Below are 20,300 nucleotides of genomic sequence, written 5' to 3'. Positions count from 1 at the left end.
GGCGGGGATGGTACGGGGACGGGCCCGGGGCGGGGTGGATGGCGACGGGGCGGGCCCCGTCTCGCGACAGCGGCCGCGGGACGCCCACGGCGTAGCATCGCGCGTGATCGGCAAAGACCCCGCGGCTCAGGTCAAGACGCTCCGGAAGTTCCGGGTGGCGAAGCCCGTCGACCGCTCGCTCAAGGCCACCGTCGAGGCGCTGACCAAGGACCTGGTGAAGGCGGCCCGGGCGCGGGGCGGGATGGACGGGGCCTGGGCCGAACTCGTGCCGCCGACGCTCGAAAGCGCGTCGTGGGTCGAGAAACTCACGCCCGGCGGCATCCTGTGCGTGCGCGTGCGCGACGCCGCGACACGGTACGAACTCGAGGTCTGGCTGCGCAGCGGCGGGCTCGACGCCCTCCGCGCGCGATGCTCGACGACGCTGCGGCGGGTGAAGATGGAGGTCAGGAAGTAGGGGCGAGACAGCGAGACAGCACGACAGCGAGACAGCGAGACAGCGAGACAGGGAGGGAAAAGGCGCGAAGCGAGGCGGAAGAGAAGAAGGCATCAAGGCACGCGGCATCGAGGCATCGAGGCATCGAGTAAAGCGGTATCGGGGCGTGCGGGCTCAGCGGTGCACGAGCGCCAGCAGTTGCTCCGCGCGGGTCCGCCAGGTGTGGTCGCGTTGCACGCGCGCCCGGGCGTTGGCGGCGATAGCCTCGCGTTCCGCGGGCGAGTCGCGGAGCGTCCGCAGCAGGTCGAGCGCGTGGGGCGGCGAGGTGAAGGGCAGGATCTCGCGCCCGGGTTCGAAGTGCGCGTCGAGGCCGAGGCGCTCGCCGATAAGGCACGGCACGCCAGCCGCGGCTGACTCGTAGGGCTTCAGGTTGATCCCGACCTCGTCCTGCCAGCGCATGACGTTCAGCGCGGCGGTGGCGCGGCAGTAGTGCCGGGGCATGTCCTCGAAGGGCACCTCGCCCAGGCGCGTGCCGCCGAAGGGCCACGCGGGCGACATCGCGCCGAAGGCGAGCACCGAGCAGCGTCGGGCGAGCCAGCAGACGGTGAAGGCGCGCTCGAAGGCGCGGCTTTCGCGGATGATGGCGGCGGCGGTGGCGAACGCCGCCGGGTCGCCGACGAGCGCCCGGGCGAGGGGCGCGAGCGATTCGTCGCGGGCCGCCAGGGCGTGCAGGCGGTCGAGCAGCGGCATGGCGGGCGAGGCGGCGTGTGCGCGGGCGAGCGGCTCGAGCAGGGGCATCGCCGCGCCGACGACGCCCCCGGCCCGCGCGAGGCGCGCAAGGGCGAGCGCGGCGCGGGCCGCCCGCAGCGCGGGCATGTCCGGCTGGTCGTCGCCGAGCGCGGCAAGTTCGGCGGGGGTCGGGTCCGGGTCGCCCGGGCCGACGGACACGGCCAGGTCGTGGTCGCGGCGCTCGGGGAAGGGGCGGAACGTCTCGTCGTCGATGGCGTAGGGAAGCGCGTGCGTGGGCCCGAAGCCCAGGATGTCGGTCATCTCGCGCGCGGTGGCGGCGTTGTTGATGACGTGCGTGAGGCGCGGGGCCCGGAGCATCGGGTGGCGGAAGAACGGGAGCCAGGTGCTCTGCGAGGCCCAGTGCGGGGCGTCGAGCCAGTAGCAGATGTGCGGGAGGTCGAGGATGTCGAAGGCCGACACGGGTACGCCCTCGCGCAGCGAGCCCGCGAACGTCGTGAGCGCGTTGCCCCACATGGCGATCGAGGCGTCCGGCCGGTGTTCGCGGCAGAGTCGCGCGAGTTCGGCCGCGGCGAGCGTCGCCAGGCGCGCCGGATCGGCCCCCGGCTGGGCCCGGGCCTTGAAGAGGGGTTCGAGTTCCAGCACCAGCGGCTCGTGCCCGGCGCGCGCGAAGCCCCGGATGAGCCCCTGGAAGATGGAGCGGGAGTTCGTGCCGGGCTGGAGGAAGCAGAGAACGCGCACACGGGAGTATCGGTGCGCGGGGGCTATCGCCCGGAGGCGTTGGGGATGCCGGTGATGGCGATCGGCTGCAGGGCGTCGACCCGCCAGGCGTTCCCGTCGCGCACGTAGTCGAGACGCCACCAGGAGATGACGGGGAACTGGCTGTCGGCCGCGGTGACGCGGACTTTCACCTGCACGCGGGCGGCGGCGGGAGATTCGAGCGAGGCCTGCACCGCGAGCACGGTGTGCTCGGCCACGCGGTACCGACCCCCCGTGCTGAAGTCCGACTCGATGCGGTCGAGGATCAGGTCGAAGGGCAGCCCGTCGGGATTCACCCACCAGTACATCACCGCGTCGGGCGTGAGGATCTCCCGGGCCGCGGGGATATCCGCGCGGGCGACAGCGTCGACCAGCGCCCGCGTGCGCGACGCGACGGCCTCACGCGGGGTTTCCACCGCGCGCGCCAGCACGAACACGCCCGCGCCGAGCACCGCCAGCGCCAGCGCGACGATGTTCGCCCGGCGCAGTTGCCCCCGCTGGTTGAGGATGTACCACGACGCGAACGCGCCGGCGAGCAGCAGCAGCAGCAGCGGCCAGGGGTTCTCGAGCAGGGCGCGCTCGAGCAGCGGCCCGCGCGGGAGCGCGGGGGGATCTTGCACGATCAGCGGGTTGGAGGCCTGCGCGAGCGTTGCGGGGAGCGTCGTGTGGAGGGGTGGCGTGGTCATGATTTGAGGGTGCGGGCCGCCCCGGTCGATTGTAAGGATTGCGATCGGTGAAGGTTGCGGGCATCGGGCGCACGGCGCGCCAGGGGGACGAGTGACGAAGGCGCCGGACAATCGCGTGCTGGAGGCGAACCTGCGGGCGCTGGGCGCGCGGAGCGCCCGGGCCGCGGAGATGGTGCGGGCCGCCCCCGACGCGGTGGCGGCGGGGAGCGCGTCGCTGGAGATGGCGCCCGACGCCGGGCTCACCGGATGGGTGCGCGACGCGGCCGGGGTGGTGCGTCAGTTGGCCAGCCGCCGGGGCCCGCGCGAGGAGGGCGCGAAGCTCGCGGCCCAGGTCGATGTCGTGGCGCACGCGGCGACGGCGGTGCTGGGGTTCGGGCTGGGGCACCATGTGCGGGCGCTCGCCGAGCGGTACGGGCGCCATGGCGCGGTGATCGTGTTCGAGCCCGACGCGGCGTTGCTGCGGGCCGTGCTCTCGCGCGAGGATTTCACGGGCGTCTTCCGCGGGAACGTCGTGCTGCTGGCCGACGAGCACGACACCGGCGCGATCGCCTCGGCGTTGCAGGGCATGGAAGCGGTGGTGGGCTCGGGGCTGAAGCTGCTGGCCCACCCGGCGAGCGCGGCGCGCCTGGGCGTGTCGCGCGAGCGATTCTCGGCCAGCCTGACGCAGGTGATGAAGGCGGTGCGCACGAACGTCGTCACGACGCTCGTGCAGGTCGACGTCACGGTGCGGAACCTGCTGCAGAACCTGCGGTGGTACGCGGGCGGGCCGGGCGTGGCGGACCTCGCCGGGGCCGCGGCGGGCCGGGCGGCGGTGGTGGTGGCGGCGGGGCCGAGCCTGCGCCGCAACGTGGAACTGCTGGCCAGGCCTGGCGTGCGCGACCGGGTGGTGATCATCGCGGTGCAGACGGTGCTGAAGACGCTGTTGGCCCGGGGCATCCGCCCGCACTTCGTGACGGCGCTGGACTACCACGAGATGAGCCGCCGGTTCTACGAGGGGCTGACGCCGGCGGAAGTCGAGGGCGTGACGCTGGTGGCCGAGCCCAAGGCGAACCCGGCGATCCTGCAGGCGTTCCCGGGGGCGATCCGCTGCGCGGGCGACGAGGTGCTGGATCAGATCCTGGGGGCGGGGCTGGCGCGCGACATGGGGCGCCTGCCGCCGGGCGCGACGGTCGCGCATCTGGCGTACTACCTGGCGCGCCACCTGGGGTGTGATCCGGTGGTGCTGATCGGGCAGGACCTGGGGTTCAGCGACGGCCAGTACTACGCGCCCGGGGCCGCGATCCACGCCGTGTGGGGGGGCGAGCTCAGCGAGGTCAACACGCTGGAGATGCTGGAGTGGCAGCGGATCGCACGGATGCGCAGCCTGCTGCGCCGGGCGGAGGACGTGCACGGGCGGACGATCTACACCGACGAGCAGATGTCGACGTACCTCGTGCAGTTCGAGCGTGACTTCGGGCGCGACGCGGCGAAGGGCCTCCGCGTGATCGACGCCACCGAGGGGGGCGTGCGCAAGCTCCACACGACGACCATGACCCTCGCCGAAGCCTTGGAACAGCACGCCGGCGCCGGCCCGGCGGGTGCGCTCGCGCTGCCGGCGCCGGGCGTGGCGGATGCACGCGCGCGCGCCGAGCGGCTGGAGCGCGTCGCGGGGCGGCTGCGCGAGCTGCGCCGCGAGAGCGGGCGCGTGGGCGACCTGGCCCGCGAGGCGACGGGCGTGCTGCGCGAGATGCTGGAGCGCCACGCCGACCAGGCACGCGTCAACGCGCTCATCGGGCGCGTGCACGACATCGGCACGCGTGCCGCGGCGAGCCCGGCGCACTGGCTCGTGCAGCACGTGAACCAGGCGGGTCAACTGAATCGATACCGCGCGGACCGCGCGATCGCCGCGGAAGGGCTGACGGGCGTCGCGCGCCAGAAGCGCGAGATCGAGCGCGACCTCAAGAACGTCGAGTGGCTGGGCGACGCGGCCGGGCTGGTGACGGGCATGCTCGACGACGCGCTCGTGGCGCTCGCGGGTGGCCCGCTGCGGACGCGCGAGCACGCCGCGGCGCCCGCCCCCGGCGCGGACGACAGCACCCCCGGCAGGGGGCGGCACGAGCGGGCGCGGGCCTGGGCGTTCGTGCGGGTGGATGCGCAGCGCAGCGGGCTGGGCCTGCCCCGCGATCTGTCGGCGGAGTTCGCGCCCGGGATGAACCCGCTGCGCCTGCTGCTGGCGCGCCTCGCGCGGTGCGTGCGGCTGGCGGGCGTGGCGCTGATCGCGGACGACACCGACACGGCGCGCCGCCTGGCCGGCACGCCCCCCGCCGGGCTGCGTCTCGAGTTCGCGCACGCCGACCCGCGCGACGCCGCCCGCGCCGGGTGGGTGGGCGCCGGGCGGGCGTGGTCGCGCCCCGCGTGGCGCGGCGGGCGGGGGAACCTGAGCGCGGCGGACGAGTGCCTGGCGCCCCACACGATGGCGCGCGAGATGGCGCGCCTCGACGCCACCGCCGGCGTCGTGCTCGGGGCCGATTGGGCGCTCACCGACCCCGCGCTCACCGATGCGCTCGTCGAGCGCCACGACGAACGCCCCGACGCGCACCCCATGACCTTCGCGCCCGCCGCCCCCGGCCTGTGCGGCGTGCTGCTGGCGCGACCGCTGGTCGAGGAACTGGCGCGCGTCGGCGGGAGCGCCGCGACCATCGGCGCGATCCTGGGCTACCACCCCATCGCCCCGCAGGCCGACCCGATCTCCAAGCCCGTGTGCGTGGAGGTCGAGCCCGCGCTGCGCGACGCGCTCGTGCGGCTCATCCCCGACACGCCCCGCCAGCGCGAGCGCCTGCGGGGCGCGCTCGCGGGGATCGACTGGGTTGCCGCCGACGCGCGGACGATCGTCGACGCCACAAGCCGGGCGGGGCTGCACGCCGAAGGGCCCGCCGAAGCGATCACGGTGCCGATGTCGCGCGCCATGAACCGGCCGGTCGTGCTCGCGGCGCTGCGCGAGCAGATCGCCGCGGGCGATCACCCGACGGTCACGCTCGCGGGCGAGGGCTGCGACGCGCTCGAAGTGCCGGGCGTCACCGAGTTCGCCGCCGCGGCGGGGGCGTTCGGCGCGAGCGCCGTGTGCGTGCGCACGCGCCTGGCGGGCGTGGGGCACGCCGACCGGCGCGCGCTGCGCCTGGCGGACGTCGTGTGGGTCGAGGGCGTGGCCGACACGGAGGAGACCTACGAGGCGCTGACGGGCGAGCGGGGGCTGCACGCGGTGCGCGAGGGCGTGCGGTCGCTGTGCGAGCGTGCGAGGCAACGCCGCGAGGGCGACTCGCCGGGCGACGACGCAGGCGCCGAGGGCGGCCCGTGGTGGGTGGTGCCGGCGATCGAGAAGCGCGACGAGGTGCTCGACGAGATGGAGAGCTTCTACAACCGGGGGCTGCTGGGCGCGGGCGCGTGCGTGATCGAGCCGCCCCGCGAGGCGAGGCCGGGCGCTCGCGTCGAGCCGCTGCCCCTGCCGCCGAGCGTCGCGGCACGGCTCGCGTGGTCGCGGCGCGTCGTGCGGGCGGTCGACGTGCGCGAGGACGAGCACGCCGACGCCGCGGCGCTGGCGCAGGCCGGGGGCGTGGCATGAGCGCATGGGCGATCATCCTCGCGCGCGCGGGCAGCAAGGGCGTGCCCGGGAAGAACGTGCGCGACGTCGCGGGCAGGCCCTGCATCGCGTGGACGATCCTGCACGCGCAGCGTTCGGCCCGCGTGTCGCGGGTCATCGTCTCGACCGACGACCCGCGCGCGATGGACGTGGCGCGGTCGATGGGCGCGGAAGTCGCGGAGCGCCCCGCCGACCTGGCGAGCGACACGGCGCGGGTCGACGACGCGGCGAGGCACGCGGCGGCGTGGGCGCGCGAGCACAGGCCGGACGCCTGTGCCACCCATGCCGAGGCGCACGAGGAAACAGGCCGCGGCGTGACGCAGAGCACGCCGCTCGCGATCCTCTACGCGAACGTGCCGGTGCGTCCGCCCGAACTCACGGATCGCGCGCTCGCGCTGCTCGACGCCAGCGGGTGCGACAGCGTGCAGAGCTACCAGCGCGTGGGCAAGCACCACCCGTGGTGGACGGCGCGGCTGGATGACGCCGGGCGCGTGGGCCCCTGGGAGGGCGACGTGCTGAACCACGGCGTGTTCCGCCGCCAAGACCTGCCGCCCGCGTTCGTGCCCGACGGCGGGGTGATCGCGCTGACGTGGCGTGCGCTGATGCTCGGGGCGGGCGCGCCGCCCGGGCCGCACGCGTTCTTCGGGGTCGATCGGCGTGGCATCGTGAACGAGGAGGGGAGCGTGGTGGACATCGACGCGGAAGTGGACGTGCTGGTGGCCGACGCGCTGCTGCGGGGGCGGGCGTGAGGATCGGCGACCGCGAGATCGGGACTGGCGCGCCCGTGTACGTGATCGCCGAGATCGGCGTCAATCACGACGGGGACGCGGCGCGCGCGGTGGAGCTGACGCGGCTGGCGGCAAAGGCCGGGGCCGACGCGGTGAAGTTCCAGTACTTCGAGGCCGACCGGCTGATGAGCAAGGCCGCGAAACTGGCGGCGTACCAGCGAGCCGCCGGCGAGACCGACCCGCTGGAGATGCTGCGCCGGCTGGAACTCTCGCTCGACGATCTGGCGGCGTGCGCCGCGGAGGCGCACCGGCTAGGCGTGCACGCGATCGTGAGCGTGTTCAGCGTCGAGCACGTGGCGCCGACGGCGGCGATCGCCTGGGACGCGTTCAAGAGCGCGAGCCCGGACATCGTGAACCGCCCGCTGCTCGAAGCGCTCGCCTCGACCGGGCGCCCGCTGGTGGTGAGCACCGGGGCGAGCACGCTCGAGGAGGTGCGCGAGGGCGTGTCGTGGCTGGCCGACGCGTCGGGCCGCCTCGCGGTGATGCAGTGCGTGAGCAGCTACCCCACGCGCTTCGAGGACGCGGAGTTCGGCGGGGTGCTCGCGCTGCGCGAAGCGCTGGGGCTGCCGACCGGGTACAGCGACCACACGCCCGACGCGGGCGAGAGCGCGCTGGCGGCGGTGGCGCACGGGGCGTGCGTGCTCGAGAAGCACATGACCTACGACCGGCGCGCGCCCGGGCCCGATCACCGCGCATCGCTGGAACCCGAGGCGTTCGGCGCGTACTGCGCGGCGGCGCGGCGGCGCGGCGGCGACGGGCCCTCGGACACGATCGAGCTGCAGCCGGCACGCAAGCGCGTGCTGGTGTGCGAGGAGGACGTGCGGCGTGTGTCGCGCCAGAGCCTGACGACGACGCGGGCGCTGCGCGCCGGGCACGTGCTGACCGGCGCGGACCTCACGGTGAAGCGCCCCGGTACGGGCGTGCCCGCGCGCGACCTGCGGGGCACCATCGGGCGCTCGCTGGCGCGCGACGTCGACGCCGACACGCCCCTTTCTCCCGACGACCTGGCGCCCGTCGCGGGGCCCCGCCCCGGGGCTTGATCGAGCGAACGGGGCGGCAAGGATGAAAGACCCGCGAGGGGCGGACGCACGCCGCGCACGGCGGCGCCGGGGAGATGTGGCATGAGCGGCGCGACGGCGGATGTGACGGGCCTGTACGAGCATGCGGCGGAGGTGCTGGGCGACGTGGCGCCGGTGCTGACAGCGCGCACGTTCCTGGGGAACACGGCGGCGGCATGGCTCGTCGCGGGGCTGGTCGCGGCGGGCATGTTCCTGGTGCTGCTGGTGGTGCGGGGCGTGCTCGTGGCGCGGGCGCGCAAGGCCGCCGAGCGGAAGTTCTCGCCCGTGTGGGAGCTGCTGCGCCAGATCGCGGTGCGCACGAGCATCACGCTCGTGCTGGCGATCTCGGTGCGGGTGGGCGTGCTGGGGCTGGAGCTGTCGGGCATCGCGCAGGAGGGGGCCGAGGCGCTGGTGGTGCTGCTGGTGGGCGTGCAGGCGGTGATCTGGGCGACGGCGGCGGTGGACTGGGGGCTGGTGTGGTTCATGCGCCGGCGCGCGGGCGAGGGCGTGGACGTCGGCGAGCGCCAGGTGAAGGCGTCGATGGCCGCCGTGCGGTTCCTGGTGCTGCTCGCGGTGTACTCGGTCATCACGCTGCTGGCGCTCGACAACCTCGGGGTGAACGTCACGGCCTTGGTCGCGGGGCTGGGCATCGGCGGGCTGGCGGTGGCGCTCGCGACGCAGAGCATCCTGGGCGACGTCTTCGGGTCGCTGTCGATCACGTTCGACAAGCCCTTCGAGGTGGGCGATTTCATCATCGTCGGGCAGCAGATGGGCACGGTCGAAGAGATCGGGATCAAGACGACGCGCGTGCGCGCGCTCTCGGGCGAGCAGCTCATCTTCACGAACACCGACCTGCTGAGCAGCCGCATCCAGAACTACAAGCGCATGCGCGAGCGCCGGGTGGTGTTCAAGTTCGGGGTCGAGTACGGGACGCCCCCCGAGACGCTCGAGGCGATCTCGCGCGCCGTGCGCGAGATCATCTCGGCGCAGTCGGGCGTGCGCTTCGACCGGGCGCACTTCCAGGGCTTCGGCGCGTCGTCGCTCGACTACGAGGTCGTGTACTGGATGCTCGATCCCGACTACAACAAGTACATGGACATGCAGCAGGCGATCAACCTCGAGCTCGTCCGGCGCCTGGGCGAGATGCGGGTGAACTTCGCCTTCCCGACGCAGACGCTGCACGTCGCGAGCCTGCCCCGCATGGGCTGAGGCGCCCGCTAGATCGCGATGAGGCGCACGAGCAGCAGGCCCATCGCTTCGAGCGAGACGACGACGCCGATGCAGACGCCGAAGATGAGCCCCCCGTGCGGGCGGCGCACGCGCGGGGCCTGCACATAGTGACGCGCGAGGAAGATGGACGCCACGCAGCCGGCCAGGAAGGGCGTGAACGTCAGGGCCCACGCGGCGGTCCGCCACATCGACGGGCCGGACGCCGAGCCGATCCCGTGCAGGATGAGCGTGAGCGCCCAGAACGCGCCGGGGATGATCGTGGCGCGGAGCAGCAGCGCTCCCCACCCGGGCCACGCGACCAGGCCCTTCTCGAGCGTGTCGGACCACGCCGCGTTGCACTCCGGGCACACGGCGATGCCCGTCTGCTCGTTCAGCAGCCCTGACAGGTCGTAGTCGCAGGTCGGGCAGCGCGGCACGGGCGGCTACTCCCCGGCGTCCGCGCGGGGCGTCAGGACGCGGACGTTCTCGCGCCCCTCGCCGTCGTGTCGCGGCACGGGCGCGGGCCCGGCCACGCGCGGGCGCATCAGCACGCCCGCGAGATACGCGCCCGCGACGAACACCCCGCCCACGACCAGCGCGATCAGCACGAGCGGCAGAAGGAGCAGCAGGAGCGCGCCCGCGAAGAGCGACAGGAGCACGGTGGCCGCGAGACGCGACGACCTCGACGGGCGCGGGCCGTTCGGACCCGGCGAGCCGGGGCCGCCGGACCACGTGCGGATGGTCGTGACGCGGATCACGCGAAGATCGTACTGGCGCGGTGGCCCGCGGGTTCGGGGGGCCGCGCGGGCCGCGCGTGCGGCGGTCAGTCCTTGGGCGGGGTGAGGGCGGCGGTGGGGATGATCTGGAAGGGCACGCCCGGGCCGGCCCAGTAGACATCCAGGGCCGCCCCGCCCCCGCCGTTGAACCATTCGACGACGATGTCGTACGTGCCGGCGGCGAGGGTGGTCTTGCCGCTGCGCAGGCGCGGGCCGTGGCGGCCTTCGTCCTCGCACACGACCTGCCCGCGGACCGAGACGCGCACGCCGTCGTCGGACGAGACCCCGAACGTCCACGTGCCGGACTCGGGGATGGTGATCTGCCCGCGGAATCGAGCGGCGGCGACCACGGGGCGGCGGAGAACCTCGGTGAGCATGATCTCGGGCACGACGCCGGTCTCGGCGGGCGTGAGGCGCGAGAAGTCCGGGATCGAGCGGAGTTCGCCGAGCGTGGCGGGGAAGGCGCAGCGCTCGAACCGCACGCCGCCGGGCGCGTCGGGCGCGATCACGCGGTACGTGCCGATCGCCTCGGCGCTCTCGCCGCCCTTCGCGTACGCGCGGGCGCGCAGCGTGCCGTTCTTCGACAGCGAGACGGGGGCGGCGTAAAGAGGCGACTGGTGCGTCACGGGCGTGCCGTCCGTCGTGTAGCGGATCTCCACGTCCGCGTCGCGCGTCGAGAGCGGGATGGTGATGGTGCCGGTGGTGTGCAGCCCGGGCGGGAGGCCCAGCTTGGGACGCTGGACGAGCGGGGACGCGACGACGTCCGGGCCCTGGTACGACGCGAGGGCGGCCTTCACGGGGCGGCCCGTGGCGGCGGGCGTCAGCGTCGAGCCCAGCAGCATCGCGACGGTCGCCGCGGTGTCCTCGGTGTTCACCGGCGCGAGGATCCGCCGGCCCTGGGCGATCCCCGGCCCGCTGATGATCCAGGGGATCTCGAGTTCGGCCATGCTCTCGCCGCCGTGCCCGTTGCCGATCCCGCCGTGGTCCGACGTGACGATGATGGCCGTGGACTCCAGCAGGTTGTGCGTGCGCAGGCCCGAGATGAGGCGTCCGATGATGGCGTCGGCGCGTTCGACGGCCTGGATGTACGGCGCGCTCGACCAGCCCTGCTCGTGCCCGGTGATGTCCACGTGGTCCAGGTGCAGGAAGGTCAGCGTCGGCGCGCCTTCGGCGAACCACGCGAGGGCGGTGTCGGCGACCTGCTCGGGCGAGGAGCAGTGCCGGTCGAGCGTGAGCGGCTTCTTCTCGCACAGGGGCGAGAACCCGCCCCACTCGTAGATGGCGGCGATGCGGGCGTCGGGGTGGGCGGCCTTCACGCGCCCGAAGATCGTCGGGAAGATGCCCTCGGGCCCGACGTCGGCGGGCTCGATCGTGCGGGCGTCGTGCGCCCACTCGTTGCTCGTGACGCCGTGCTGGGGCGGGGTGGCGCCGGTGATCATCGACGCCCAGTTCGCGCCGCTGGAGGTGGGCAGGACGGCGCGGGCGTTGATGGTCCACGAGCCGGCGCGGATGAGTTGGCGCATGTGGGGCGTGTCGGAGATCTCGATGCCCTCGGGCGACAGGCCGTCGATGCCGATGACCAGCACGTGCGTCACGCCCGGCGCGGCGGGCTCGGCGTGCGTGCTCGTGGCGGCGAGCAGGAGCGGGGCGGCGAGGACGGCGAGGCGGTTGGCGGTGCGCATGGCGTGGGTCCGGGTGTTCGGTGAACTCGCGGGGTGGGAGACGGTGTCCACGATACCTGCGGGAGCGCGACGGGGCGGCCCGGAATGTGAAGATGTCCTCAATTCTGCGCGCACGGGCGGTCGTGCGGGCGTCGGGCGGTTGCGTCGGGCGCGGGGCGCCGGTACACCGGCGCGCATGAACACCACGGCACAGGCGGGCGCGACGCGTCGGGAAGTTCTCGCGGGGATGGGGATGGCGGGCCTGGGCGTGGCGGGGCTGGCCGCGGGTTTGGGGGCGATGGGCCTGCCCGGGGTGGCCCGGGCGATCGTGCCGCGCGGGGCGGAGCGTCGGCGGGTGCTGCGGATCGCGCACCTGACGGACACGCACGTGCAGCCGGAGCGCAAGGGCATGGAGGGAATGGCGGCGTGCCTGCGCCACGCGCAGTCGTCGCACGGGACGATCGACCTGGTGCTGGCAGGCGGCGACAACGTGATGGACGTGATGGGCAACACGCGCGAGCGCGGGGACGTGCTGCGCAAGGCCTGGACGAGCGTGCTGTCGAGCGAGTGCTCGGCGCCGGTGGAGTCGTGCGTCGGCAACCACGACGTGTGGGGCTGGAAGAAGGACAAGAGCAAGACCACCGGGAGCGAGGCGCTGTGGGGCAAGAAGTGGGCGCTGGACGCGTACGGGCTGCCCGCGCCGTACCGGCACTTCGACAGGAACGGGTGGCGGTTCGTGCTGCTCGACAGCACCTTCCCGGACACGAGCGGGCACTCGTACACGGCACGCCTGGACGACGAGCAGTTCGCGTGGCTGGAGACGACGCTGCGCGACACGCCCGCGGGCACGCCGGTGCTGGTGCTCTCGCACATCCCGATCATCTGCGCGTGCGCGATGTTCGACGGCGACAATGAGACGAGCGGGGACTGGAAGATCCCCGGCGCGTGGATGCATACGGACGCGCGCCGCATCAAGGACCTCTTCCGGAAGCACCCGAACGTCAAGGTGTGCCTGAGCGGGCACATCCACCTGGTGGACCGCGTGGACTACCTGGGCGTGACGTACTTCTGCAACGGCGCAGTGAGCGGCGGGTGGTGGAAGGGCCCGTACCAGGAGTGCGAGCCGGGCTACGGGCTGGTCGACCTGTACGACGACGGCTCGTTCGAGAACCGGTACGTGACGTACGGGTGGACGGCGGCCGACAAGGACTGATCGCGGGGGTGTTCCGGGCGGCTAGGCGGGCGTGGCGGCGCGGGCCTCGAGCAGCGCGGCGCGCAGGTGCCGGTAGATGCGCCACTGCACCACGAGCATGATGATGAGGGCGGCGACGGGCCCGAGGAACAGCACGATGATGCCGACCGTCATGAGCAGCGGGCCCAGCCAGACCATGCGGGCGCACAGGCGGGCGAGACGCTCGTCGGGGACGCGCAGCGCGAGGCGCTTGAGGTAGAGCATGGAGGGGAAGTAGGAGACGGCCCCGAAGACGAACCAGGCGATCTCGCTGATGTCCTCGAACGCCGGGTCGAAGCTCGTGGGGCTGGTTGTCCGGACGATGTCGAAGATGCTGACGAGCAGGAGCGCGCCGAGCGTGGCGCGCAGGAAGCGGCGCAGGCCGGTGGCGGGCTCGGAGTGTTCGTACGCGGGGTCGGGCGCGCTCAGCCACCACCAGCCGATGATGTTCAGGATGTCGAGCGAGATGTCGACGATTGCGCCGGCAAAGTCCACCCAGCGGGGGAACGTGGCGTCGAACTCGCGCGAGATGAGGATGGAGAGCTCGGCGACGACGACGAAGAACACGGCGATCCCCGCCCAGAAGACGAGCAGCGCGCCGCGCGACGTCCAGGCGAGGTACTCGGGCGACGCGTCGGCGAGGCGCGCCCCGCGGAGCGAGCGTTCGATCGGCAGGGCGCACTCGGGGCACGGGAGGGTGGGGTGCAGCCCGGCGAGGCTGAAGCCGCAGCGACGGCACACGACCTGGCCCGTCGGGGCGGGGAGCGGGGGCGTGGTTGGCCCGTCCGGGGGCGTCGATGGAACGTCCACGGGCGGAGGATATCGGGTGTGGCGGCGGGTTGACCGGTGCGACGCCGGGGCGCACAATGCCGGGATGCGCGTGCTCGTCGCGATCCTGGTGCTGGTGTTCGCGGGGGCGTCCGCGCTCTGGGGTGGGGTGGGAACGGGCCGCGGGACGGGGCACGAACCGGGCGGCGTGTGCGCGGGCGAGGCCCCGTCGGGGTCGTCGTGCTGTTGCTGCTGCCCGCTCAGCGGGGACGGATGCTCGGGCGTCGGCCGCGCGGGCCAGGCCAGGGCGGAGGCGGAGAACGACCGGTGCGGGTGCCGGTGTCCGACCGGGCCGCGTCACCCGGTGCGCAGCCAGGCCCCGGCGTCGGGGGGCGAGCCGGTGGCGAGGCTGTTCCCCGCTGCGGTGGGCGTGGCGATGGCGCTGCCCGAGGCGAGCGGTCCCGGTGCGGGCTGGGCGCGCCGGGCGGTGTGCCCGGGGCTGATGGGCCTGGAATCTTCCCACCGGCTGTGCGTCTGGCGGACATAGCGGCGCGGGCGGCGGCGCGCGGGCACTGCGCGCGGGCCGGGCAGAGGCGTCCTGGTGTTCGACATTGACAGTCACAGGTCGGGTTGATGAACGCCGCGACTGGTTCGCGGCGGAAGGAGCGATTGTCATGGGTATCTCGCGTGTTCACGCGGCGAACGCCGCGCGGGTGGTGGCGATGGTGATGGCGGGCGCGGTCGGGTGGATGTGCCTCGGGTGCGCGTCGACGGGCGGCGCATCGGGGGGCGAGGGGGCGACGGAGGAGAACCCGGTCTTCCATCAGGTGACCGAGGCGGACGTGCGCGCGGTGGAGTCGAAGGAGCCCCTGTCCTCGGACGGGGCGCTGCTCTACGTGAACGGCATGGGGTGCCCGCTGTGCGCGACGAACATCGACCGGCTGCTGGCGCGCAAGCGGTCGATCTCGACCGCGGTGATCGATCTGGGGGCGGGGACGGTGCTGGTGGGATTTGAAGGTGGGAGAGCGAAGCCCTCGCCCTACGACCTTCGGGAGTGGGTGGCGGACGCGGGGTTCACGCTGGTGAAGGTGGTGCCGCAATGAGCGGGGGCGTCAGCGCCCCGCGGCGGGGAGCCGCGGCGCGGGGACTGGTGCTCGGCGCCGCGTGCGCGGGCGGGCTGCTGGGCGCGGTCGACGCGCGCGCACAGGAGGCGATGTACACGCACGCCGCGACGATGCCCGCGCCGGGAACGATCGTGCTGCGCGAGCAGTTCCACTGGTACGAGTACGGCACGAACCCGGCGTCGGGCGTGGACGAGACCACGAGGCTCGAGGCGATGACGAGCATCGCGTACGGGGTGGACCGCGGGTGGGCGGTCTATCTCGACGTGCCCCTCACGCACACCGAGGAGCGCGACGCGGCGGGCGATGAGTCGAGCTTCGGGGTGGACGACCTGTCGGTGTGGGCGAAGTGGCGGGTGTACCAGCGCGACACGGGCGGGATCAACACCGTGCGGGCGGCGGTGTTCGGGGGCGTGGAGTTTGCGTTCGAGGACACGTTCCAGGCGCACCCGTTCGTGGGCGGCGTGGTGACGATGGTGCGCGGGCGCCACGGGTTCAACCAGGACCTCATCTACCACCTGAACACCGACGGGAGCGCCGCGGACAACTACGGGGGCGAGGGCCCGGACGACGCGCTGCTGTTCAACAGCGCGTACCTGTACCGGATCTTTCCGACGCGGTTCACGGCGGACTCACGCGGGGCGTGGTACGTGACGGCGGAGGTGAACGGCATCTACGAGACCAACGGCGACGTGGAGCTGCGCTGGTCGCCCGGGCTGATGTACGAGGGGCGCGACTTCGCGTTCGAGCTCATGGCGCAGTTCCCGCTGTGGAACGAGCTGGACGAGCGTGCCGAGCTCGACTTCGCCGTCGGCGTGGGGGTGCGGTTCATCTTCTAGGAAGTTCCGGAGTGCAGGAGTTCCGAAGTTCCGGAGTGCGGAAGTACCCAAAGTGCGGGAGTTGGGAAGCCGCGGCGTGCCGAAGCGCCGGGGCGGCGCGCGTACGCTCTTTGTCCAGGCCCTGTAGCTCAGTTGGATAGAGCACCGTGCTTCGAACGCGGGGGTCGCAGGTTCGAATCCTGCCGGGGTCGTTAGTGGGGCGCGGGCCGGGTGCGGCGCGGCGGCCCGTCGCGCGGAGGCGGTCATGCCAAGGCTGGGGACACTGCTGGTCGGGCTGGCGGTCTGCGCGGGGGCGGCCTTCTGCGCGTGGCCCGCGCGGGCGCAGCCGATCGTGATCGCCCACCGCGGGGCGTCGGGGTATCGCCCCGAGCACACGCTGGCGGCGTACGAACTGGCGATTAACCAAGGCGCGGATTACATCGAGCCCGATTTGGTGATGACGCGGGACGGCGTGCTGGTTTGCCGCCACGAGAGCGAGATCGGCGAGACGACGGACGTCGCCTCGCGCCCGGAGTTCGCGGGGCGCGCGACGACCAAGGTCATCGACGGCAAGCCGGTCAGCGGGTGGTTCACCGAGGACTTCACGCTGGCCGAGCTGCGCACGCTGCGCGCGAGGGAGCGGATCCCGCGCACCCGGCCGGCGAACACGGCGTACGACGGGCGGTTCTCGGTGCCGACGCTGCAGGAAGTGATCGATCTCGTCCGCCGGCTGGAGCGCGAGCGCGGGCGGACGATCGGCATCTACCCGGAGATGAAGCACCCGACCTACCACGAATCGATCGGCCTGCCCATGGAGCGGACGCTGGTCGATGTGCTGCACGCGAACGGGTACATGGATACGCGGGCGGCGTGCTTCGTCCAGTGCTTCGAGGTAGGGCCCCTGCGCCGGCTGAATGGGATGACGGAGCTGCGCTTGGTGCAGTTGCTGAACGCGGGCGAAGGCAGCCGCCCGTACGACTTTGTGGTGTATGGCGACCCGCGCACGTACGCCGACCTCGCGACGCCCGAGGGGCTGGCGTTCATCCGCACCTACGCGGACGGCGTGGGGGCGAGCAAGCAGTACGTGATCGCACGCGACGCGTCGGAGAACCTGTTATCGCCGACGGCGTTCGTGCGCGAGGCGCACGCGCATGGGCTGGTGGTGCACGTGTGGACGCTGCGGGCCGAGGACGAGTTCCTGCCGGCGAACCTGAAGGGCGACCCGCTCGGCGAGGCGATCGCGTACGTGGAGGCGGGCGTCGACGGGTTCTTCACCGATCACCCGGACATCGGGCGCAGGGCGGTGCCCGCGCCGGGGCTGTGCCTGCGGGCGGGCGGGCGGTCGGTCGGTGGGGCGGGGGCGGCGGGCTCGCGCTGAGCGTCGGGCGCGGGGCGCACGACGACCAGGAACTCGGTGTTGCGCAGGTGGCTGACGGCGCCGACCTTCTCGCCCTTGGGGTTGTGGATGCCGATCTGCGCGCCCACGTAGCGCTTGTAGTCGACCTCGATGGTGGTGATGGTGCTCTGCGGGCGGAGCGGGGCGAGCATGGCGTGCATGTCGTCGCGCGAGAGGTACCCCTCGTTGCTGCACGAGATGATGAGCGTCGGCGCGCGGACGGCGTCGAGGAGCGTGCGCAGGGCGGCGGGGCCGGCGCGCCGGGAGTTGAACGGGCTGCGCCGCTCGCGGACGTCGGTGCGCTTGCACGCGACGCCGTAGACGCACGGCTTGTCCCAGCGGACGAGCGATTCCCACACGTGGTAGTTGCCGAGGTACGAGTGCTGGTTGTACGGCGGGTCGATGTAGGCGATGTCGGCGTCGTACGCGCGGGCCGCGTCGAGCGCGTCGAGGCACGCCGCGTTGCCCTTGCCGTGCGCCGCGCGGGGGAGCACGTCGGGCACGCGCAGTTCGAGGTCGTTGCCCGAGCGCGCCGACCAGCCCTTGAGGTACGCCATCTGCACGCCCGTGGTCGAGTCCACGCGGTCGGCGGCCTCCATGAGCGAGGTGAGCACGACGGCCTCGAGGTCCGGCGGGAGCGCCTTGCGCGCGATCGCCTCGCGGATGGCGTCGATGCGTTCGCCGTTCTTCGGGCGGATGTAGCGTGACTGCTCGCAGAAGGTGCTCGTGAAGTAGCCGGGCGCGCCGGGCAGCGCGTTGAACTCCGCGACGAGACGCGAGGCGTCGGCGAGGACGTCCTCGGCGTCGGCCTGCACATAGCAGCAGGCGAGCGTGGCGGCGTAGGCGTTGTGGTCGTTGGCGAACACGCGGTAGCCCGCGCGCTTCAGGGCGTGCCCGACGCGCGACGTGCCGGAAAAGAGATCGAGCACGGTGCGGGCGCCCGGCACGCGCGCAACCTCGCGCAGGATCGCGGGGAGCAGCGTGCGCTTGGAGCCGATGTACTTGATCACGACGCGCCCTTACAGGCACGGGCCGGGGTTAGAAGTTCTCCGCGAGTTCGGCGAGCAGGCGTACGCCCCAGCCGGTGGGGCCTTCGATGTACATGCCGGCGTTCTTCTCGGCGACGTGGACGCCCGCGATGTCGAGGTGGCACCAGGGGATCTTTTCGTCGACGAAGTACGAGAGGAACGCGGCGCCCTGGATGGGGTGGGCCTTGCGGTTGGGGTTGCTGTTGACGATGTCGGCGACGGGGCTCTTCATCATCTCGCGGTACTCGGCGTGCATGGGCAGGCGCCAGACGCGCTCGCCGCTGGCGTCGGCGGCCTGCTGGACGGCGTCGCGGAGCGCGTCGTCCTCGCAGAACATGCCGGCGTAGGTGCTGCCCAGGGCGACGATGACGCCCCCGGTGAGGGTCGCGAGGTCGACGATGGCGGCGGGCTTGTCCTTCTCGCAGGTGTAGCAGAGGGCGTCGGCGAGGACGAGGCGTCCTTCGGCATCGGTGTTGGTGACCTCGGCGGTGACGCCGTTGCGGAAGCGCAGGACGTCGTCGGGGCGGTAGGCCTCGTCGGAGAGGGAGTTTTCGGCCGCGGGCATGTAGGCGATGACGCGGCGCTTGGGGCGGACGAACGAGCCGATGGCGTGCATGGCGCCCAGGACGGCGCACCCGCCGTCCTTGTCGCGCTTCATGCCGACCATGCCGTTGTTGACCTTGAGCGAGAGCCCGCCGGTGTCGTAGGTCATGGTCTTGCCGACGAGCACGAGGGGGCGCTTGGCGGAGGCGCCCTTGGGGGCGTACTCGAGGCGGATGAGGCAGGGCTTGTTCTCGCTGGCCTTGCCGACGTTGATGAGGCCTTCCATCTTCTCGCGTTCGAGGGCGTCGCCCTCGATGACGGAGATCGAGAGCCCGGCGAGGCGGGCGACCTTTTTGGCCTGGGCGGCCATCCAGGCGGGGGTCGCGACGTTGGGCGGGGTCTGGCTGAGGGTGCGGGCGAGGTTGGCGGATTCGGCGAGTCGCAGGCCGAAGGCGACGCCGTCGGCGAACGGGCCCTCGGCGACGACGGCGAGGGCGGGTCGCTTGGGCGCGGTGGTGCCCTTGCCGCGGAACTCATCGCACCACCAGGCGAGCAGGCCCAGGGCCTCGCCGGTGCAGAGGCCCGAGCGGTACCCGTCGATGTCGGTGCTGGAGAGCGGCCCCCCGAGCTCGAACGCGACGGTGGAGGCCTTGACGACCGAGAGGCGGCGTGCGGCGCCGGCGACGGCGTCGCGCAGGCGCGACGCGGTGAACGTCGCTTTGTCGCCCAGGCCGACGACCAGCACGCGCGCCGGCGCACCCTTGGCGGCGGAGAAGACCTCGACGGTGGAACCCACGTCGCCGGTGGCTTCCGGGCGCTTGAGCGCCTTGGCGATGTCGTCGGCGACGCCGAGCCCGGCGGCGCGGGCGCGGCTGGCGCTGTCGAGCGGGAGGGCCGCGCCCTTCTCGCCGAAGACGCCGAACACGACACACTCGGGGGCGCTCGCGCGCTTGGACGACTTCAGCGACACCGCGTCGAACATCGGGGGATCTCCTGTGGATGAGGCGTGCGAGTGTACAACCGGCGGGGCGCCCGGAGCGGGTACCATCGCGCCATGCCCGACGACGACTCGGCATCTCTGGGCCCGCCGTCGATCCACGCGCCGTGGCGGATGGACTATCTCGCGGCGATGGACGAAGCGGAGAAGCGCTCCGGCCCGCCCGGGCCGAGCTCGGGCTCGTTTTTGCTCGACTACTGGCGGTCGCCCGAGCACGACGAGCGGCACTTCGTCATCGTGCGGACCGAGCACGGGATGATCCTGCTGAACCGCTACCCGTACGCGAACGGGCACTTGCTCGTCGCGCTGGGCGACCCGCGCCCGACGCTGCTGGACTACGAGCCCGCGCAGCGGGCGGAGTTGTGGAGGCTGGTCGACCGGGCCGCGGCGGTGCTGCAGCGGGCGCTGGAGCCCCAGGGGATCAACATCGGGGTGAACCAGGGTCGGGCGGCGGGGGCGGGTGTGCCACAGCACCTGCACGCGCACCTCGTGCCCCGCTGGGGCGGGGACGTGAACTTCATGACGGTGGTGGGGCGGGTGCGGGTCATCCCGTCGTCGCTGGAGGCGATGTACGCCCGGTTCAGGGCGGCGGCGGGGGATGGCGGGCCCGGGTCGGCGTCCTGACCGAGGGGGCCCTCCCGCGGGGGGAGGGCGAGGGCGGGCCG

At 73.1% G+C, this 20,300-nt stretch carries 19 protein-coding genes and 1 tRNA gene; 12 read left to right on the top strand and 8 right to left on the bottom strand.

Annotated features, from left to right (window positions below; all coding sequences use genetic code 11):
* Positions 1–103 precede the first annotated feature (103 nt).
* Complete coding sequence (locus SFY69_02010) at positions 104–454, top strand: DciA family protein (protein MDX2130811.1); 351 nt, start codon at positions 104–106, stop codon at positions 452–454.
* A gap of 153 nt (positions 455–607) precedes the next feature.
* Here the strand turns inward: SFY69_02010 and SFY69_02005 are convergent, their stop codons facing one another.
* Both SFY69_02005 and SFY69_02000 read right to left on the bottom strand, forming a co-directional pair.
* On the bottom strand, positions 608–1,921 hold the full coding sequence (locus tag SFY69_02005) for a glycosyltransferase (GenBank protein MDX2130810.1): 1,314 nt from the start codon (positions 1,919–1,921) through the stop codon (positions 608–610).
* Between the two features lie 23 nt (positions 1,922–1,944).
* Positions 1,945–2,625 (bottom strand): nuclear transport factor 2 family protein, encoded by a 681-nt coding sequence (locus tag SFY69_02000; protein MDX2130809.1) that lies wholly within the window; start codon positions 2,623–2,625, stop codon positions 1,945–1,947.
* 91 nt (positions 2,626–2,716) lie between these two features.
* Here SFY69_02000 and SFY69_01995 point away from each other — a divergent pair, with 91 nt between their 5' ends.
* From SFY69_01995 to SFY69_01980, 4 genes are all read left to right on the top strand, one after another.
* Positions 2,717–6,223, top strand: coding sequence for a 6-hydroxymethylpterin diphosphokinase MptE-like protein (locus tag SFY69_01995; GenBank protein ID MDX2130808.1), 3,507 nt, complete (start codon positions 2,717–2,719; stop codon positions 6,221–6,223).
* Positions 6,220–6,990, top strand: coding sequence for an acylneuraminate cytidylyltransferase family protein (locus SFY69_01990; protein ID MDX2130807.1), 771 nt, complete (start codon positions 6,220–6,222; stop codon positions 6,988–6,990). The genes SFY69_01995 and SFY69_01990 overlap by 4 nt, the downstream gene beginning before the upstream one ends.
* Entirely contained in the window at positions 6,987–8,069 is a 1,083-nt protein-coding gene (locus SFY69_01985; protein ID MDX2130806.1) for an N-acetylneuraminate synthase family protein, read from the top strand. The genes SFY69_01990 and SFY69_01985 overlap by 4 nt, the downstream gene beginning before the upstream one ends.
* A gap of 81 nt (positions 8,070–8,150) precedes the next feature.
* Entirely contained in the window at positions 8,151–9,296 is a 1,146-nt protein-coding gene (locus SFY69_01980) for a mechanosensitive ion channel family protein (protein ID MDX2130805.1), read from the top strand.
* Positions 9,297–9,304: 8 nt separating this feature from the next.
* Here the strand turns inward: SFY69_01980 and SFY69_01975 are convergent, their stop codons facing one another.
* The 3 genes from SFY69_01975 to SFY69_01965 form a co-directional block, all read right to left on the bottom strand.
* Positions 9,305–9,733, bottom strand: coding sequence for a hypothetical protein (locus SFY69_01975; protein MDX2130804.1), 429 nt, complete (start codon positions 9,731–9,733; stop codon positions 9,305–9,307).
* 6 nt (positions 9,734–9,739) lie between these two features.
* Positions 9,740–10,054, bottom strand: a complete 315-nt coding sequence (locus SFY69_01970) for a hypothetical protein (protein ID MDX2130803.1) — start codon at positions 10,052–10,054, stop codon at positions 9,740–9,742.
* A 65-nt stretch (positions 10,055–10,119) separates the two neighbouring features.
* Positions 10,120–11,754, bottom strand: coding sequence for an alkaline phosphatase family protein (locus tag SFY69_01965; GenBank protein ID MDX2130802.1), 1,635 nt, complete (start codon positions 11,752–11,754; stop codon positions 10,120–10,122).
* A 175-nt stretch (positions 11,755–11,929) separates the two neighbouring features.
* Here SFY69_01965 and SFY69_01960 point away from each other — a divergent pair, with 175 nt between their 5' ends.
* Complete coding sequence (locus tag SFY69_01960) at positions 11,930–12,946, top strand: metallophosphoesterase (GenBank protein MDX2130801.1); 1,017 nt, start codon at positions 11,930–11,932, stop codon at positions 12,944–12,946.
* A gap of 21 nt (positions 12,947–12,967) precedes the next feature.
* On the opposite strand, the gene SFY69_01955 is transcribed toward SFY69_01960, so the two are convergent.
* Positions 12,968–13,774 (bottom strand): hypothetical protein, encoded by an 807-nt coding sequence (locus tag SFY69_01955; GenBank protein MDX2130800.1) that lies wholly within the window; start codon positions 13,772–13,774, stop codon positions 12,968–12,970.
* A gap of 64 nt (positions 13,775–13,838) precedes the next feature.
* Between SFY69_01955 and SFY69_01950 the strand changes: the two genes are divergently transcribed.
* From SFY69_01950 to SFY69_01930, 5 genes are all read left to right on the top strand, one after another.
* Entirely contained in the window at positions 13,839–14,279 is a 441-nt protein-coding gene (locus SFY69_01950; GenBank protein MDX2130799.1) for a hypothetical protein, read from the top strand.
* 127 nt (positions 14,280–14,406) lie between these two features.
* A complete protein-coding gene (locus SFY69_01945; protein ID MDX2130798.1) occupies positions 14,407–14,835 on the top strand; it encodes a heavy metal-associated domain-containing protein in 429 nt (142 codons plus the stop codon).
* Positions 14,832–15,692 (top strand): hypothetical protein, encoded by an 861-nt coding sequence (locus SFY69_01940; GenBank protein MDX2130797.1) that lies wholly within the window; start codon positions 14,832–14,834, stop codon positions 15,690–15,692. The genes SFY69_01945 and SFY69_01940 overlap by 4 nt, the downstream gene beginning before the upstream one ends.
* A gap of 117 nt (positions 15,693–15,809) precedes the next feature.
* Positions 15,810–15,883: transfer RNA gene (locus SFY69_01935), tRNA-Arg, on the top strand.
* A 53-nt stretch (positions 15,884–15,936) separates the two neighbouring features.
* Complete coding sequence (locus tag SFY69_01930; protein ID MDX2130796.1) at positions 15,937–17,049, top strand: glycerophosphodiester phosphodiesterase; 1,113 nt, start codon at positions 15,937–15,939, stop codon at positions 17,047–17,049.
* Here SFY69_01930 and SFY69_01925 read toward each other — a convergent pair.
* The gene (locus SFY69_01925; protein ID MDX2130795.1) at positions 16,950–18,077 is read right to left on the bottom strand and encodes a DNA adenine methylase; all 1,128 of its coding nucleotides are present in this window, start codon (positions 18,075–18,077) and stop codon (positions 16,950–16,952) included. The genes SFY69_01930 and SFY69_01925 overlap by 100 nt on opposite strands.
* A gap of 28 nt (positions 18,078–18,105) precedes the next feature.
* The gene (locus SFY69_01920; GenBank protein ID MDX2130794.1) at positions 18,106–19,620 is read right to left on the bottom strand and encodes a leucyl aminopeptidase family protein; all 1,515 of its coding nucleotides are present in this window, start codon (positions 19,618–19,620) and stop codon (positions 18,106–18,108) included.
* Positions 19,621–19,692: 72 nt separating this feature from the next.
* Between SFY69_01920 and SFY69_01915 the strand changes: the two genes are divergently transcribed.
* On the top strand, positions 19,693–20,259 hold the full coding sequence (locus tag SFY69_01915; protein ID MDX2130793.1) for an HIT domain-containing protein: 567 nt from the start codon (positions 19,693–19,695) through the stop codon (positions 20,257–20,259).
* Positions 20,260–20,300 lie beyond the last annotated feature (41 nt).

The organism is Planctomycetota bacterium, assembly GCA_033763975.1.
Lineage (GTDB): Bacteria > Planctomycetota > Phycisphaerae > Phycisphaerales > UBA1924 > RI-211.
Note: the sequence above shows the minus strand (reverse complement) of the source record. Positions and strands in the feature narration are given on the sequence as shown.

Excerpts from the sequence above, each read along its gene's own strand:
- SFY69_02000 (MDX2130809.1), bottom strand. The coding sequence starts at position 2,625 with ATGACCACGCCACCCCTCCACACGACGCTCCCCGCAACGCTCGCGCAG.
- SFY69_01990 (MDX2130807.1), top strand. The coding sequence starts at position 6,220 with ATGAGCGCATGGGCGATCATCCTCGCGCGCGCGGGCAGCAAGGGCGTG.
- SFY69_01980 (MDX2130805.1), top strand. The coding sequence starts at position 8,151 with ATGAGCGGCGCGACGGCGGATGTGACGGGCCTGTACGAGCATGCGGCG.
- SFY69_01965 (MDX2130802.1), bottom strand. The coding sequence starts at position 11,754 with ATGCGCACCGCCAACCGCCTCGCCGTCCTCGCCGCCCCGCTCCTGCTC.
- SFY69_01960 (MDX2130801.1), top strand. The coding sequence starts at position 11,930 with ATGAACACCACGGCACAGGCGGGCGCGACGCGTCGGGAAGTTCTCGCG.
- SFY69_01950 (MDX2130799.1), top strand. The coding sequence starts at position 13,839 with ATGCGCGTGCTCGTCGCGATCCTGGTGCTGGTGTTCGCGGGGGCGTCC.
- SFY69_01945 (MDX2130798.1), top strand. The coding sequence starts at position 14,407 with ATGGGTATCTCGCGTGTTCACGCGGCGAACGCCGCGCGGGTGGTGGCG.
- SFY69_01940 (MDX2130797.1), top strand. The coding sequence starts at position 14,832 with ATGAGCGGGGGCGTCAGCGCCCCGCGGCGGGGAGCCGCGGCGCGGGGA.
- SFY69_01930 (MDX2130796.1), top strand. The coding sequence starts at position 15,937 with ATGCCAAGGCTGGGGACACTGCTGGTCGGGCTGGCGGTCTGCGCGGGG.
- SFY69_01920 (MDX2130794.1), bottom strand. The coding sequence starts at position 19,620 with ATGTTCGACGCGGTGTCGCTGAAGTCGTCCAAGCGCGCGAGCGCCCCC.
- SFY69_01915 (MDX2130793.1), top strand. The coding sequence starts at position 19,693 with ATGCCCGACGACGACTCGGCATCTCTGGGCCCGCCGTCGATCCACGCG.